Origin of the sequence: Streptococcus sp. Marseille-Q5986, assembly GCF_946902915.1 — a bacterium.
GTDB lineage: Bacteria > Bacillota > Bacilli > Lactobacillales > Streptococcaceae > Streptococcus.
Genome location: NZ_CAMPPY010000002.1, coordinates 238,470 through 253,536 on the forward strand (window position 1 = coordinate 238,470; position 15,067 = coordinate 253,536).

At 40.0% G+C, this 15,067-nt stretch carries 13 protein-coding genes; 1 reads left to right on the forward strand and 12 read right to left on the reverse strand.

The features are described from left to right. Window positions 1–24: 24 nt before the first annotated feature. On the reverse strand, window positions 25–1,428 hold the full coding sequence (locus OVN21_RS04650) for a rhamnulokinase (protein WP_267247480.1): 1,404 nt from the start codon (window positions 1,426–1,428) through the stop codon (window positions 25–27). 175 nt (window positions 1,429–1,603) lie between these two features. On the opposite strand from OVN21_RS04650, the gene OVN21_RS04655 reads away from it, so the two are divergent. Beyond that, complete coding sequence (locus tag OVN21_RS04655; protein WP_267247481.1) at window positions 1,604–2,377, forward strand: DeoR/GlpR family DNA-binding transcription regulator; 774 nt, start codon at window positions 1,604–1,606, stop codon at window positions 2,375–2,377. A 933-nt stretch (window positions 2,378–3,310) separates the two neighbouring features. On the opposite strand, the gene adcA is transcribed toward OVN21_RS04655, so the two are convergent. From adcA to OVN21_RS04710, 11 genes are all read right to left on the reverse strand, one after another. After that, the gene (adcA, locus tag OVN21_RS04660) at window positions 3,311–4,816 is read right to left on the reverse strand and encodes a zinc ABC transporter substrate-binding lipoprotein AdcA (protein ID WP_267247482.1); all 1,506 of its coding nucleotides are present in this window, start codon (window positions 4,814–4,816) and stop codon (window positions 3,311–3,313) included. A 9-nt stretch (window positions 4,817–4,825) separates the two neighbouring features. Beyond that, window positions 4,826–5,632: a metal ABC transporter permease gene (locus OVN21_RS04665; RefSeq protein ID WP_267247483.1), complete on the reverse strand. Its 807-nt coding sequence runs from the start codon at window positions 5,630–5,632 to the stop codon at window positions 4,826–4,828. Then, window positions 5,625–6,329: a metal ABC transporter ATP-binding protein gene (locus tag OVN21_RS04670; RefSeq protein ID WP_267247484.1), complete on the reverse strand. Its 705-nt coding sequence runs from the start codon at window positions 6,327–6,329 to the stop codon at window positions 5,625–5,627. Before OVN21_RS04670 ends, OVN21_RS04665 begins: the two co-directional genes overlap by 8 nt. Then, the gene (gene adcR, locus OVN21_RS04675) at window positions 6,329–6,769 is read right to left on the reverse strand and encodes a zinc-dependent transcriptional regulator AdcR (protein ID WP_267247485.1); all 441 of its coding nucleotides are present in this window, start codon (window positions 6,767–6,769) and stop codon (window positions 6,329–6,331) included. Before adcR ends, OVN21_RS04670 begins: the two co-directional genes overlap by 1 nt. A 147-nt stretch (window positions 6,770–6,916) precedes the next feature. After that, window positions 6,917–8,983, reverse strand: a complete 2,067-nt coding sequence (gene nt5e, locus OVN21_RS04680; protein WP_267247486.1) for a cell surface ecto-5'-nucleotidase Nt5e — start codon at window positions 8,981–8,983, stop codon at window positions 6,917–6,919. Window positions 8,984–9,119: 136 nt separating this feature from the next. Beyond that, entirely contained in the window at window positions 9,120–10,388 is a 1,269-nt protein-coding gene (gene dltD / locus OVN21_RS04685) for a D-alanyl-lipoteichoic acid biosynthesis protein DltD (protein ID WP_267247487.1), read from the reverse strand. Next, the gene (gene dltC, locus OVN21_RS04690) at window positions 10,381–10,620 is read right to left on the reverse strand and encodes a D-alanine--poly(phosphoribitol) ligase subunit DltC (protein ID WP_000351967.1); all 240 of its coding nucleotides are present in this window, start codon (window positions 10,618–10,620) and stop codon (window positions 10,381–10,383) included. Before dltC ends, dltD begins: the two co-directional genes overlap by 8 nt. A 24-nt stretch (window positions 10,621–10,644) precedes the next feature. Then, window positions 10,645–11,877, reverse strand: a complete 1,233-nt coding sequence (gene dltB / locus OVN21_RS04695) for a D-alanyl-lipoteichoic acid biosynthesis protein DltB (RefSeq protein ID WP_267247489.1) — start codon at window positions 11,875–11,877, stop codon at window positions 10,645–10,647. Continuing rightward, complete coding sequence (dltA, locus tag OVN21_RS04700) at window positions 11,874–13,424, reverse strand: D-alanine--poly(phosphoribitol) ligase subunit DltA (RefSeq protein ID WP_267247490.1); 1,551 nt, start codon at window positions 13,422–13,424, stop codon at window positions 11,874–11,876. The genes dltB and dltA overlap by 4 nt, the downstream gene beginning before the upstream one ends. Window positions 13,425–13,444: 20 nt before the next feature. Then, window positions 13,445–13,576, reverse strand: coding sequence for a teichoic acid D-Ala incorporation-associated protein DltX (locus OVN21_RS04705; protein ID WP_000813667.1), 132 nt, complete (start codon window positions 13,574–13,576; stop codon window positions 13,445–13,447). Between the two features lie 310 nt (window positions 13,577–13,886). Then, window positions 13,887–15,065, reverse strand: coding sequence for a ryptide export MFS transporter (locus OVN21_RS04710; RefSeq protein ID WP_267247491.1), 1,179 nt, complete (start codon window positions 15,063–15,065; stop codon window positions 13,887–13,889). Window positions 15,066–15,067: the final 2 nt, after the last annotated feature.

Here is a 15,067-nt window from a genome sequence, read left to right on the forward strand (position 1 = left end):
AAACCTCCGTTTTTTTATTTTTGTTTATGATAGCTGAGGATAATAATATTGTGTATCAGCAATATTTGTCATAATATCCTTTAACCCTGTATCCTCGTTTATTTTACCTTGACTCAATAGCTGCACAACAATATTCCCCACAGCTGTAGCCTCAGTTGAACCTGTAAGAACTTCTTTACCAGTTCTATCAGCAATCATTTGATTAAAGTAACTGGCTCTAGCACCTCCTCCAATCACATATATCCTCTTATAAACCTTATGAGATAGTTTCTCTAGTAGCTCTATCGTTTTCTTATACGTTTCAGCTAGGCTTTCATAAACGATTTTAAATAGTTGTCCATCTGTCCACTCTCTAGTTTCATGATGATAAGCTAGATATTCTGTCAAAGTCTTGTACATATCAGATTCGGTTGCAAATTCAGGTGATTCAGTATCAATCAGAGGAAGATCTTCTTTTTCTTTCTCCACCATTGTCCTAATATCATCAAAAGAATAGGCTTTCCCTCTTCGTTCAAATGAACGTCTTAGTTCCTCTATAATCCGCAACCCTGTACAATTCTTCAAAAAAGTAATCACTCCATCTTTGCCTACCTCATTTGTAAATCCGTAGCTGAAAGATTCGGTAGTAAGAATCGGTGAAGTAAGCTCCACTCCAACTAAAGACCAAGTACCTGATGAAATAAATAAACTATCTTCTGTCTTAGGAACTGAGACAATCGCACTGGCTGTATCATGGCTACAAACATTCACAACAGGAATATCTCCTAAACCATACTCCTCTTTTATCCTTCCAAGGACATTTCCCTCTGAAACAATTTCAGGAAGTAAAGATGAATCCAATTCAAATAGTTTTAAAATATTCTGATTCCATTTTTGACTTCTCGGATCAAAGAGTTGGGTTGTTGAAGCAATGCTTTTTTCAGTTGCAAACTTACCTGTCAAGAGATAATTAAACAAATCTGGCATTAAAAGAATCTTATTGGTCTTATAGAAAGAGTCAGGAGATTCTTGACGTGCCTTAAAGAGTTGAAACAAGGTATTTATCTCCATAATCTGATTTCCTGTCTCTGAATACAGTTTTTCTAATTCAGTCATTTCAGATATTTCCTTTAACACTCCCTTTGTTCTTTCATCACGATAATGAACAGGTTGTAATAACAGCTTACCTTCATTATCAATCAGTCCAAAATCAACTCCCCATGTGTCAATACCGATAGATAAAATCTTGTAACTAGTATTAGCCAATCGGATGCTTTCAAGAATTTTAGCTAGTAGAAAGTCAACATCCCAAGATAAATGCCCTTTTACTCTAATAGGTAGATTAGAAAAGCGATTTATTTCTTCCATTACTAGTTTATTTTCAGAAAGGTAACCAACGATTGCTCTTCCAGAAGTCGCACCTAAATCTATTGCTAAAACCGCTTCCATTTTTCTTCTCTCTTCGTCCTTGATTAACTTTATTATAATCCCCACATTTTATTTTTTCAATATGTGAACGCTTACTTGAATAATGTGCATATATTTACTCCATAAACATAAAAATAATTCAAATTCCTCCAATTTGTGCTATAATATAGTTTGAATGATAAATTAGGAGGAGCTTATGATAAAAGATGAACGTGTACTTGAATTGATTGAAATTATCAAAAAGAAAAAAAGAATTGCCGTAAAAGAGCTGGCAGAAATCACTTTCTCCAGCACAAGTACCTTACGTCGTGATTTAATTTTCTTAGAAAATCAAGGTCTTATCAAAAGAAAGCACGGATACGTGACCCTGTCCTCTATGAACACAATTGAACTTTCTCATCAAATACGGGAAGGAGAAAGTACTAGGCAAAAGAGATTAATCGCTAGTCTCGCTAAAGACTTTATTCGGTCTGGCATGTGTATTTATCTTGATTCCAGTACGACTGTCTACGAACTCTGTCCTCATCTCGCCGAACTAGATAATCTAATTATTTTTACAAATGGTCTACATACAGCACAAACCTTATCTGAGACTGTTAGAGATAGCTCCAAAATCTTTATCACATCTGGCGAGGTCAAACATCAATCCTGTTCAGTTATTAACTATGATAAGGAAAATTCTTTATTAGATCATTTTAATATCGATTTAGCATTTTGTTCAGCAAGAGGTATTGATGACCAATATGTTTATGAAGCTTCTCTCAGCCAAGCTATTTCAAAAAAGAATATTATTGACAAAGCCCATGAAACCATCTTACTGATTGATAGTTCTAAATTTTACAAGACTGGATTTTTTAAAATTAATCCCCTCTCCAAATACACAACCTTTATTTCTGACGCCTTGCCAGATCAAAAATTATTAGACGCAGTAGAATTATTTGATGGAGAATGGGTTTCTGATAGTCAATGAAAAGCAAACAGGAAGCTAGTCTCAGCTTGCTCAAAGTACAGATTTGAAAATTGATCAAGTCAAGTCCCCCATGGATACGGCAAGGCGAAGCTGACATGGTTTGAAGAGATTTTCGAAGAGTATTCGTTCTGTCTGCTGACGATTTACAAATACTCGCCACATGACATTATTTTCTTAGAACCCCCTAAAAACAGAGACTGGACAAAGACTCAATTTCAAGAGAAATGGGGCAAATCTTCCCACAATAAAACGCATAGTATCAAGTTTTTGCACACCTGATATTATGCGTTTTTCTGACTTTAAATGCTTTTTGCCTATCTCCTATATTTCAAGAATTAAGCAATGTTGATGATATGAATTTGATGTGGTATACTATTTTAGTCATCGGTTACCGATTACGTTCCTATGGGTTCGTGAGAGGAGGTGAAACTAATGAATCTTGCCCCAGAGCTCGTTCTTACTATTATAGCGGACGTCATAGCAGGAATCATCTTGTATTTCGTTTGCAAATGGCTAGATGGTAAGAAGTAGACCGAATGACTAGCCTATCAACACCCGTTAAATCGCTAAGATACGTAAAAAAGCCCTTAACTATGCCAGTAGTTAGGGGCTTTGGTGTTCTAATGAACCTTACCCATTAAACCTATTCTAACACACAAGCGCTAAGATTTCAAGAATTTTATTCATTGTTTAAAATTCCTTAGGTGTCTGAAAGGTCTATAATGACGTTATACTCAATGAAAATCAAAGAGCAAACTAGGAATCTAGCCGCAGGCTGCTCAAAACACTGGTTTGAGGTTGTAGATAAGACTGACGAAGTCAGTCACATATATACGGCAAGGCGACGCTGACGTAGTTTGAAGAGATTTTCGAAGAGTATTACCATCTAGTATCTAAAAACCGACTAGCTCTTATGAACTAGTCGGTTTCTCATCAATGCGCCAACATTTCTTGGGCGATTTCTTGGCCAGATAGGTTATCTGGGTAGTAGGTTGGCCAATTATCCATTTCTTCAAATAGAGCTTCTTGACTTGTGCCTCCAAAGAAGATATGAAAATGTTCTGCCTTGACTGGGGCGATATTGTGGTCACTAAACTGAACATACTTGAATTGTCCAGCATCCGCATCTGTTGCTTCAAAGAGAAAGCGCACGCCACGATTGCCTTTCTTATAAGTCAAGATTTTCTTGCCAACATACTTGTAGGTGAATTTCTTACTTTGTCCACCTTGAACAAATTCTATAGTATTATCAGTAATATTGATCTTAGTGACATCTGTCTGGTAGCCTTTTCTATAGTAGGCATTGTACTCTTCCTTGGTCATCTTGCCAGTCAACTTAGCCTTGTAGTCAAAGACTTGATCAAAAGTTCCATCCTCAAGGAAAGGATAGACCGACTGCCAGTTGCCAACATAGTCACTCAAGATACGATCTTTGACATCTGCATCCTCAAAGTAACCATTGTAAACTGTCTTGGTATTTTCTTCCTTTTCTGGCTCAATTTCTGGTCCTTCTTGGTCTGTTGTTTGTTTCAAAGCCTTGAGGTTTTTCTCCATCACGGAGATATAGTCCTCACCAGCCTTGGTTGCTTCTTCTGTCAGACTTTCTAGCGGATTGAGCACATCTAGTTTGACGCCCGTTTCTTTTGAGAGTGTATTGGCGAGGGCTTGTGAGGCATTTTCTTCAAAGTAGATATAAGAAATCTTATTTTTCTTGATATACTCGGTCAATTCTGCCAAACGTGCTGCTGATGGCTCTGCATCTGGTGAGAGACCTGAGATAGATACTTGCTTGAGACCGTAGTCCAAGGCAAGGTAGTTAAAGGCAGCGTGCTGCGTCACAAAGCTCTTTTGTTTGGCTTGAGACAAGCCTTCTGCATAAGCCTTATCCAAGGCTTGCAATTTTTCGATATAGGCAGATGCGTTCTTTTCAAAGGTCTCTTTTTTATCAGGATAATCTGCTGACAAGCTATCACGGATGTGCTCTACTAGTTTAATGGCACGAACTGGTGATAACCAAACATGGGGATCATACTCATGGTGATGGCCTCCTTCGCCATGGTCATGGTCTCCCTCTTCTTCCTTACCACCTGGCAATAGGAGCATATCACCTGTCGCCTTGATAGTTTTCACTTTTTTCTTATCCAAGGTATCTAGCAATTTAGGTACCCATGTTTCCATGTTTTCATTTTCATAAACGAAGGTATCTGCATCTTGGATTTTGGCAACTGCCTTGGCAGATGGTTCGTATTCATGAGGTTCTGTCCCAGCACCGATTAGGAGTTCTACATTAGCCGTATCTCCTGCGACTTGCTTGGTAAATTCGTAGACAGGGTAAAAGGTTGTCACAATATTTAGTTTGCCATCTGCCTGCTTTTGACTGGAACAAGCCACTAAAAACAAGGCACATAGACTGGCTAGTAATAAGCTAATTTTTTTCACGTTCGTCTCCTATTTGATAAAACGTCTTACTAAACTGATGAGTATAAAGACAGTTACAAAAATAATGGTAATACTTGCACTTGCAGGTGTTTCTGCATAGTAGGAAATGTAAAGCCCTGCTACCATTCCCAAAAATCCAATAGCACTAGCAAGCAGCATGACCGATTTAAAGTTTTTCCCCAGACGCAGGGCAATACTAGCTGGCAAGACCATAATGGTCGACACCAGAAGAGCTCCTGCAGCTGGAATCATAAGGGCAATAGCCACCCCTGTCACCATGTTAAAAAGAATGGACATGGTACGAACGGGCAAGCCATCCACAAAGGCCGTATCCTCATCAAAGGTCAAGATATACATTGGACGAAGGAAGAGGAAGGTCAAAATCAAAACAACCGCCGCAATGACAAAGAGGGAAATGACCTGCTCTTCGCTGATAGTCACAATCGAACCAAAAAGATATTGGTCCAAACTCATGGAGCTCAAACTTTTCCCCTTACTCATCACGATAAGAGACACTGCAAGTCCTGTTGACATGAGGATGGCAGTTCCGATTTCCATAAAACTCTTGTAAACCGTACGGAGATACTCCAGGAAGACTGCCGCAATCAAGACAATGGCAATAGTGGAAATAGTCGGAGAAATCCCCAGAACCAAACCAAAGGCTACCCCTGAAAGTGAGACGTGGCTGAGGGTATCACTCATCAAACTCTGACGGCGCAAGATGAGGAAGGTTCCCAATACTGGCGAGAAAAGACTCATAGCAATAACCGCCAGAAAGGCGCGTTGCATAAAGTCATAAGATAATAAACTAAGCATGGCCCACCTCCTGATCATTCTCATGAACGTTGAAACAACGCCATGGCGAGTCTTGGTTACGAACTAGATGAATATTGCGGTCTGCATAGTCCTTAACTTCTTCAGGGTCATGGGTAATCATCAAAACAGCCTTGCCATGATGATGGGCGCTGTGGTGCATGAGTTCGTAAAATTCATTTTTACTTCCTGCATCCATCCCCGTTGTTGGCTCATCTAGGACAAAGATATCTGGGTCAGAAGCAAACATACGCGCAATCACCGATCGCTGCTTTTGTCCCCCAGAGAGAGAGCCCAAGCGTTTATCACGGTGTTCCCACATGCCAACTGAGTCCAGACTGACCTTGATATGTTCCTCATCATGAGCATTCAAGCGACGGAACCAACCCTTTCGCGGATAGCGACCCGATTTGACAAATTCATAAACCGTACTTGGAAAACCCGCATTGAAACTGGCAATCTGCTGGGGAAGATAGGCTATCCTAAGCTTTTTCCCATGAGTATTTGTCTTTGAGATAGTTACTTTGCCAAATCTTGGTTGCAAGATGCCTAGACTCGCCTTGATAAGCGTTGTCTTGGCAGCCCCATTTTCACCAGTCAGGGTGACAAACTCCCCACTATCAACACTATAGTTGATATGCTCGAGAACAGGCTCCTTATCATAATAGAAGGATAAATCCTCTACCGTAATATATCTCATTATTTGATTTCTCCTACTAAAGCAGTCAAAAACCGCTGGATTACTTTTTGTTCATTTGGAGTAAACTGAGTCGCCACTTGTTCATAGGTTAAAAGTGTATGCTCATGGTGATGATGATGCTCCTCAGCGATTGGACGAGCCAAGTCAGTCAATTGATAAAAAATCACACGCGCATCTTTAGGATCTTTAGATGTTTCCAACATTCCTTCCTTGACCAAAGACTTAATGGCCTTGGTAACTGCTGCCTGACTGACATTGAGACGATGGGCCAACTCCGAGTTGGTTAGGGATTCTTCTGACAAGAGCATGAGGATGTGTTCCTGAGTGTTGGTCAAAGCCACCTCACTCGTGCAATGCCCGATTAGAATTTCATGCTGGTTCTCAGATTTCAAGATCACCTCGTTTAAAAAGTTATCGATTTCCTGTGCAAGCTGTCTCATGTGTTACTCCTTCCCTAGCTATCTTTTTCGTAAAAACATAGATAGCCACCGATTCTTTACTGGTTAATTATATCATAAACCAAAAAAGAGTCAAGGGAAAAAGGCGTAAAAACGTTTCCCTTGACTCTTCTAGATGTAAAATTTAACCTATTTTTGCTTTGGTTTTCGATTCGATAAGATACCTGCTAAACCAGCTACCATTCCCATCAAGAGCAAGAAGATGGACTGTTCACTTCCTGTATTTGGGAGAGCCTTTTCTGAGACAACTGCCTTCTTGCTAAATTGACCTGCCACCTCATAAGTCAGTGGAACATTTGTAGTCGCATCGTTAGCAGCCGCATTCGTTTGAGGCGTTTCTACTGGCAGACTAAAGGTTTTAGAATCCACAGAAATCGTCCGTGAGTTCGGATTGATCTTTTCATACTGGGTCAAATCAGCGGTTTTAATATACTCTTCAAAGGCTGCATCCATAGATGGGCCTTCTTCACGCGCACCACCCAACATAGTGTAGCCATCACCACCCGCAGCTAAGAAATCATTGGTTGCAAGATAGTAGGTTTTTACGAGATCTAGGAGATCATAACGACCAGTCATGCGGTTTTTTACCTGGATGGCCAAGACACGTTTACCTGATGGTAGGTTGGTATCATAGTAGACCTTCACACCTGAAACTTGCAAGAAACCACCACTTGGCTCTAACAGTGGTTGCCCGTTCTCATCCAAGACCTTCTTGCCATCCTTATCGACCTGCAAGATAGATCCGAGTGATTTTTCAAACATATCCAAGACTTGTTGCCCCGTCACTTGGATTTGTGAAATGGTATTTCCAAACGGAAGAACGGCAATGACATTTCCTTTAGTGATTGGTTTGCCTTTTGCAATGGTTTCACGCAAACCACCACCATTTGTCACAGCGATGTCTGTCGGATGGCTAAATCCTGTTTGACCATACTGATAGAGAGAGTCTGCCACGACGTTTCCGAGGTTAGTTTCACGGACCCGAACATTTTCACGAGCACCGTTGAATTCTACAGGGCTGTTTGAAACGACTTCAACAGCATTTTCAGCATCGTATTTTTGTTTAATGTCTTTGACTAATTTTTCAACTTTTGGATTGGCAGTTAGTTTCTTGGCGTCAGCAGCTGCAATCAACGTAGGATTGCCCAAAAGCTGATGTGATTTGTAGATAATCTTCCCAACATTATGAAGGTAACTTCCTGTTTGGTTATAGGTAACATTGTCGCCATAAGTTGTGGAAGCTACTGTATGAGAATGCCCATCAATAACTGTCACACGTTTGCCTTTGAGACGAGGATTTTTAGAGAGAGCTTCTGCCAAGGTTGAACCACGCCACTCGACTGGAGTTGTGGTATCTACACCCAAGTGAGCGAGCACAACATAGTGTTTGTAGTCTTTACCTTCTGCACGAGCCTTGGCTTGAACTTCTTCGATGACCTTATTGACTTCAGAGATTGGATCTGTAAAAGTTACCCCTTTAATGTTTTTAGGGTGGGTTTTTGTAGCAGTTTCAGGTGTTGTTACACCGATTACAACAAATTCATCACCTTCCATAGTCTTATCTTTATCAACGATTGTAGAAGCTTCAAAAAGACGAGCTCCATTGATATAAGTATTTGAGCTAAGTAATGGGAATTTCAAGATTTCCTTGTATTTCTTAGCTTCGTCCAAACCAAAGTCAAACTCATGGTTTCCTACTACCATGGCATCATACTGCATCTGATTGAGAATTTCAGCACGCGCTTCACCCTTAGTAGAGTTGGAAATCGGCAAACCTTGAAAAGCATCTCCCGCATCAACAACTAGAGTATTTTGATTTGATTTCGCACGTTCCTGCTCAATGACAGTCGCTAACTTGGCATCTCCAATTACTCCCTTTTCCTCTACAATACGACCATGGACATCATTGGTGTGTAAGATAACGGTGTCCTTTTCTTCGCTTTTAGTAGATTCAGCAGGAGCTGTCGGAGCTTCTATAGGTGCAACAACGGTTGCTGGAGTCTCTACCTCATTTGTTGGAGTTGCTGGCGCTGCAGGATTCGACACAGGAGCAGGAGTCTTCGACATGGCGGGAGTTACTACAACAGCTGAACTTTCTGCAGGAGTTGTTGCTTCTTCAGCGTAGACTTGTCCAGCTAAGAAGGCTGGAGCTAACAGGGCTGTCGACAAGACAGGTAACAAAGAACGTTTATTCATTTTGAAACCTCTTTCTTTTTTCCTTTATATTATACAATATTTCTAGAAAATTTGAAACCTTTGACTAATTTGCATCTAAAACATTCGCTATTTAAACAAAAAAGCTTGGGTTCAAATCCCAAACTTTTAACTCATTTTATTGAAATTCTTTGACATCTCCATCATAAGTCGCCCAATCTTTGCTGAAAAAGCGCTCATTCAGATGGTAAGTCGGAGCTGGTGTGGGATTTGATAGGAAAGGATCAACTGCCTTGTCAAAAGCCAACCAACCCAACCAACCTAAGTGGATAGTATCCTTGATAAAGTAAGGAACCCCTCCATTTTTTGAAAAGTCAGCAATGTTGGCAAAGCCTTGACTTTCTAGTTGGTAACGAATTTTCTCCACTGCGTGTTGGTACATTTTTTCACTGAGTTCTGTATATTCCATCCATTTTTTGTTGACGGGCTGGATAACAAAGAGCACATTGACTTTTGATTTGGCAAATTGATTGAGAACCAGCTGCAAATCATTGTATTCAGACGACTTTAGGAAGTTATAATTTTTTTGATACCCTTCCCATTTTTTTAAGTCTTTTTTGACCTCATGCGTGTAGAAATGATTCTCCATCCCCATATCGTTATTGGTCGTATTTGCTTCTGCATCCTTACGAGCGATTTTCTCCAACTCATCATACGAAAACTGATCCGGAAGATCTTTTAAATAATTTTCCACATGTTCTTTGTACTTGAGTTTCCCCCGAATGGAAAATTGACCAAAAAGAGAGGACTGCTTTTCATTGAATCGTGCAAAGAGGTTGATGATAAGTCGATCGGCATCTGACAAGTCCTCTCCTTTTGAAAGCTTTTGAAGGATGCCTTTCAATGCCACACTCGGATTCTGCTTCAACAAACGCGTCGCGGCATGCTTAGCCGAAATGTCCCCAGATTGATTTTCCAAAAAAGCTGTCAACTGGTCGCTATTAAAGAATCTCTGAAACGCTGCTGGCTCATAATCTGTCTCTGTAAACCACTGAGGAGATATGACAAACACCGCCTGCTTTTCCTCAATTTCTGGCAGAATCTGCTGCAAACCGAAATATTGGTTAAGCGAGGCCGCTCCTGCCTGACCCAGAAAGTACGGGCGATAGGGACGATTGTATTTTTCTGCTAAAACAGCTGGATGGACACTATCAAATCGGATCCATTCACTTGACCCTAAAAAAGGGACAAAATGCATATTTGGATCCGTTAGCGCCCTCACTTTTTGACTTCTCTCTTTAAAACTTTCTCTACTGATGGAAGCAGCAGAGTATTTCTCCTCCATCAGATTGTGGCTTTGTTTACTAGGATAGAAATAAATCAATAATAAGACAAAAAAACTAGCAAGAAACAGAGGCCCAAAGATTAACCATAAGCGTTTAAGCATTTTGTAGCTCCACAATACCAGCGATGATTTTATTGGCCGTATTCCAGTCATCACGACCGAACTCCGTCACTGGAACACGAATGTCAAAACGGTTTTCAATCTCAACGATCAATTCAACCGTTCCCATGCTATCCAAGACACCAGCATCAAAAAGATCTTCATCCATCATGTCAGAAACATCTTCCATAAACAACTCATCAATAATTTCAATAACTTCTGATTTGATATCCATTTTTTATATCCTTTATTTTTTAAACTATAAATCATTCAAGAATCCAGAAAAGATTAAGAATGACAGCATGACGACATGGAAGGTGACAACCATGCCAAGCAACTGAATCCAGCGATTCTCAGGTAGAGCAGGCTTCCCTGCTTTTTTCCGTTCCTTATTAAGCGTTTTTTTCTTGCGAACCCAGGCATCATTGATCACCAAGCCCAGTCCATGAAAGAGTCCATAGGCGATATAGTACCAAGTCACTCCATGCCAAAATCCCATAATCAGCATATTTACAATGTAGGCCATGCTTGAGGTTACATTTCGATTTTTAAAGACTTTCTTTCTGGTCAATACCATGACCATTCGCATAAAGACAAAGTCACGGAACCAGAAAGAGAGACTCATATGCCAGCGATTCCAAAATTCCTTTAAATCCCTCGATAAAAAAGGTTTGTTAAAGTTGATAGGGCTACGAATTCCCATCAAATTTGAAATGGCTAAGGCAAACATAGAGTAACCTGCAAAGTCAAAGAAGAGCTCCAGACCAAAGGTATACATAACTGCCAAGGCATAGAGGTTAAAGAAACCACCTGACTGCAGGGCTAGATTCTTCAGAGGAGGGAGTAAGGTCTCTCCTAAAACATGAGCCAGGATAAACTTATATAGAAAGCCAAGCATGATATACTTGACAGCCTCTTCCAGCATATCCATCAACTCATCCCGCTCAGGAATGGTCTGATAATTTTCATTGAAACGTTTAAAGCGATCAATTGGACCACTTGAAAAAGTCGGCATGAAGAGAAGGAAACGTAGGAATTCCCAGAGGGTAAAATCCTTAATCACTCCATCTCTCAGCTCGATGATAATCCCAACCGAACGAAAGGTCAGGTAAGAAATTCCCAAAAATCCAAGCAAAGACTGCGTTCCATTGATAGCTGGTTGCACCTTGACAAAGATAATCGGAAGGAGGGACAGAAAGCTAACTAGGTAGAAGACCCACTTGCCATCCTTACTTTTTCGATAATGCTTGTAGGAGAGTACGAGCAATATTTCCCAGCAAAGGTAAATACCCAAGGCAGCTAATTGATTAGTCTTCCCACCCACCAACATGGTGACGATAAAGAAGAGGCTAACCAGCACTTCATACCAGGCAAAGCGTTTCTTGAAAAAGAGACCGATAAAAATGGGCAAGGTCGCAACAATCACATAGACAAAATACTGAGGATTACTGTATGGCTCTAAATGAGGAAGCTGTTGAAAGAACTCCATCATCTCTTATTCACCTCGTTAATCAATCCTTTGATGTCAATTTTTCCATTTGGAGTCAGCGGTAAGCTGTCCCGATAAAGGAATTTTGATGGCATCATATAAGACATCATGATATCTGCTAAATCTTCCTTAATAGCCTTGGTAATATCGATATCGCGTTCAAACTGTTCACGAACACCATCTTTTAAGATGACATATGCCAGTAGATTTTGTACCTTGTGGTCCTTGTTATAACGTGGAACAGCAACAGCCGACTCAATAAAGCGAGACTTGTTGAGGTTTTGAGAGACATCTTCTAACTCAATGCGGTAACCGTTGAACTTAATCTGGAAGTCCATGCGTCCGCCGTAGAGAAGCAAGCCCTCATCTGTCATAGTTCCTACATCCCCTGTATGGTAGGTCAGAAGGCCTTCAAACTCAAAGAAGGCTTCCGCCGTTTTTTCAGGATTGTTCATATAACCTTTTGAAACAGCTGGCCCAGAAACAATGATTTCTCCCTGTTCACCATTTGGCAGTTTATTGCCTTCCTCGTCAATGATAAAGGTTGAAGAATCAGCCTTGGTATAGCCGATTGGTAGGCGTTTGAGAGTCGCCAACATCTCGTCTGTCACGGCAACAGCTGATAGGGCTACTGTCGCTTCTGTTGGACCGTAGGCATTGATAATACGAGCATGCGGGAAACGTTTGCGCAATTTTTGAGCCGTTTTGACCGTCAATTCTTCCCCATCAAAGTAGAAATGCGTAATTCCAGGCATTTTCTCACTGTTGAAGTATTCAGACAACATGGCCATATCTGCAAAGGAAGGTGTTGATGTCCAGATAGCGATTGGCAATGAAAAGATAGTCGCAAAGAGTTGCTTAAAGTCCTGGGTAATAGCTGAAGGAAGAGCGAAAAGCGTACCACCAAGTGCCAAGGTCGGTGCCCAGTACATGACAGACAGGTCAAAAGAATAAGGTGGTTGAGCCAGCATTTGCGGACGACTTGGCGTCGCAAATTCCTTGTCCGTAATCATCCAATTGGTAAAGCTGAGGAGGTTGTCATGTGAAATCTGCACTCCCTTAGGCTTACCAGTCGTACCAGAAGTAAAGATAATGTAGTAATTATCATCTCCCTTGACTGGATGCGTGATTTCATAGTTGTTCCCTTGGGCAAAGGCTTCTTGAACCTGAGCTAGATTTATCATTGGTGTAGAAACCTGCTCCAAGGGAAAGGCTGAAATGGCAATAATCAAGCTTGGCTCTGCTACTTCTAAAATAGCCGAAACTCGCTCCAAGGCCGAATGGCTATCAATTGGAATGTAGGCATGACCTGACTTAGTCAGCGCTACAAAGGTTGCCAACATCTCATATTCCTGACCACCAAAAACAACCACAGGAGATTTCTCTGGCAAATCTAGTTGGTCAATGGCTGCAGCCAAACTATCCGAATCAGCCTTTAAATCGCCATAAGTATGTTCCTGCCCCAAAACATTATAGACAGGATAGCTAGGCTGTGTCTGAGCAAAATGCTCAATGGTTTCAATCATATCTACTATTGGTTTATTTGACACAATAGGAATTCTCCTTCAAGTTAAAATTCATTATAGATAAAGCTTCCTTGACCCTGACCAAGATAGCTAAAGAAGTAAAGCAGCCCTAGAAAGATAAGAAAATACAAGGCTGTCCGACCAAGAAAGAGGTACAATTCTTTTCTCTGTTTCATCAAGAAAAACCATTCATTTCTGTAATTTTTCGCTAAAATAAGAGTGATCCTTACTAGCTTATTCTTCTACCATTGTACCACTTCATATAGTATTTTTTCAATTGTTTACCGTATGTTTTCACTAGATTTCAGCTTATTTTAAGGATTATGCGGTTTTTCTATGTATATTTCAAATAGAGTGATCCTGGGCAAAACTCAATTTTAGTAGAAAATGAGGTAAATCTTTCCATAATAAAACGCACAATATCAAGTTTTTTCAACACCTGATACTATGCGCTTTTCTGATTTTAAAGACTTTTTAACCCGTCTCTCATTTAAAATAATCTCGTCTGATATAGATTAAAATAGCTTCTATCATCAGACAAATGGCTGATAGCCAAAAACTGATGCTAATACCAAAACTCTCAGTAATATAGCTCATTAGCAAAATAAATACTGAAAATGATAGTGTCGAAATCACTTCAAGAACGGAATAGACATTAACCAAATGATTTTCCTCTACTGTTTCCTGAAGAAATACACTTTCAGGAACTTCTTTTAGTTGCGATAACATACCAACTAAAGCTGAAAATACTAAAAACATCTGTGCGTTTGGAAAATATAGAATAGTCAGCGTCACTATTGCCATGGCTACAAGAGAAAAAAGAATACTTTCCCATTTAGCAGCGAGAAACTTTTTAGATAGTCTAAAAGCAATTAAGCCACTAATTATAATCCCAATAGAGTACGCTGTATTAGAATATCCCCAGTAACTTTCCGTTTTATTTAATAACTCCGTTACAAAAACAAGTATAATGGAAGAAACCCAAATCGTATTTGAAAAAATTTCCAATAAATTTGCTGATACAAAAAGTCTTAATCTAGGATCTCTAGCAACTAACTTCCAACCTTTGAATAAAATTTCAAGATTAGTTTCTGACTCTAACACCTCCTCTTCAGCGTCAGGAAGAAATAACATCAGAAAGCTAGAAATGATATACAACATTAAAATGATAAACGTGGTAGGTAACAGACCAATTGTTGCAAATAAGAGTCCCCCTAACCCCCACCCCACCAATTGAACGGCTTCACCACTCATTGACAAGGCTGAATTAGCCTTACCCAAATCGGTCGCATAGCGTGGCACAATAGCATAGGAAACAGGTGCTGCAAAACCATCTAATATGGAAATTGCCACAACAAATAGATAGGTTACCAAAGGCGCTACGGATTGCATTACGGTAAACATTCCTACCAATATCGCCAATAATATGGTCTTTCCAAATTGGGATAAAGATAAAACCCTATTTAGCGCTAACCTTTTAGTAACTAAAGGAACTAAAAGACTCGCAACAAAAGAGGATATCCCTATTAAAATAGGAACTAGTGATGTGGCAATTACTGATTTTGAAACAATGTATATGTTCGCAATGATGGTTACTCTAAAGAAAATATCTGCTAAATTTGCAAACAATTGAGAGACTAACAACTTGATAAATGAATTAGACATGT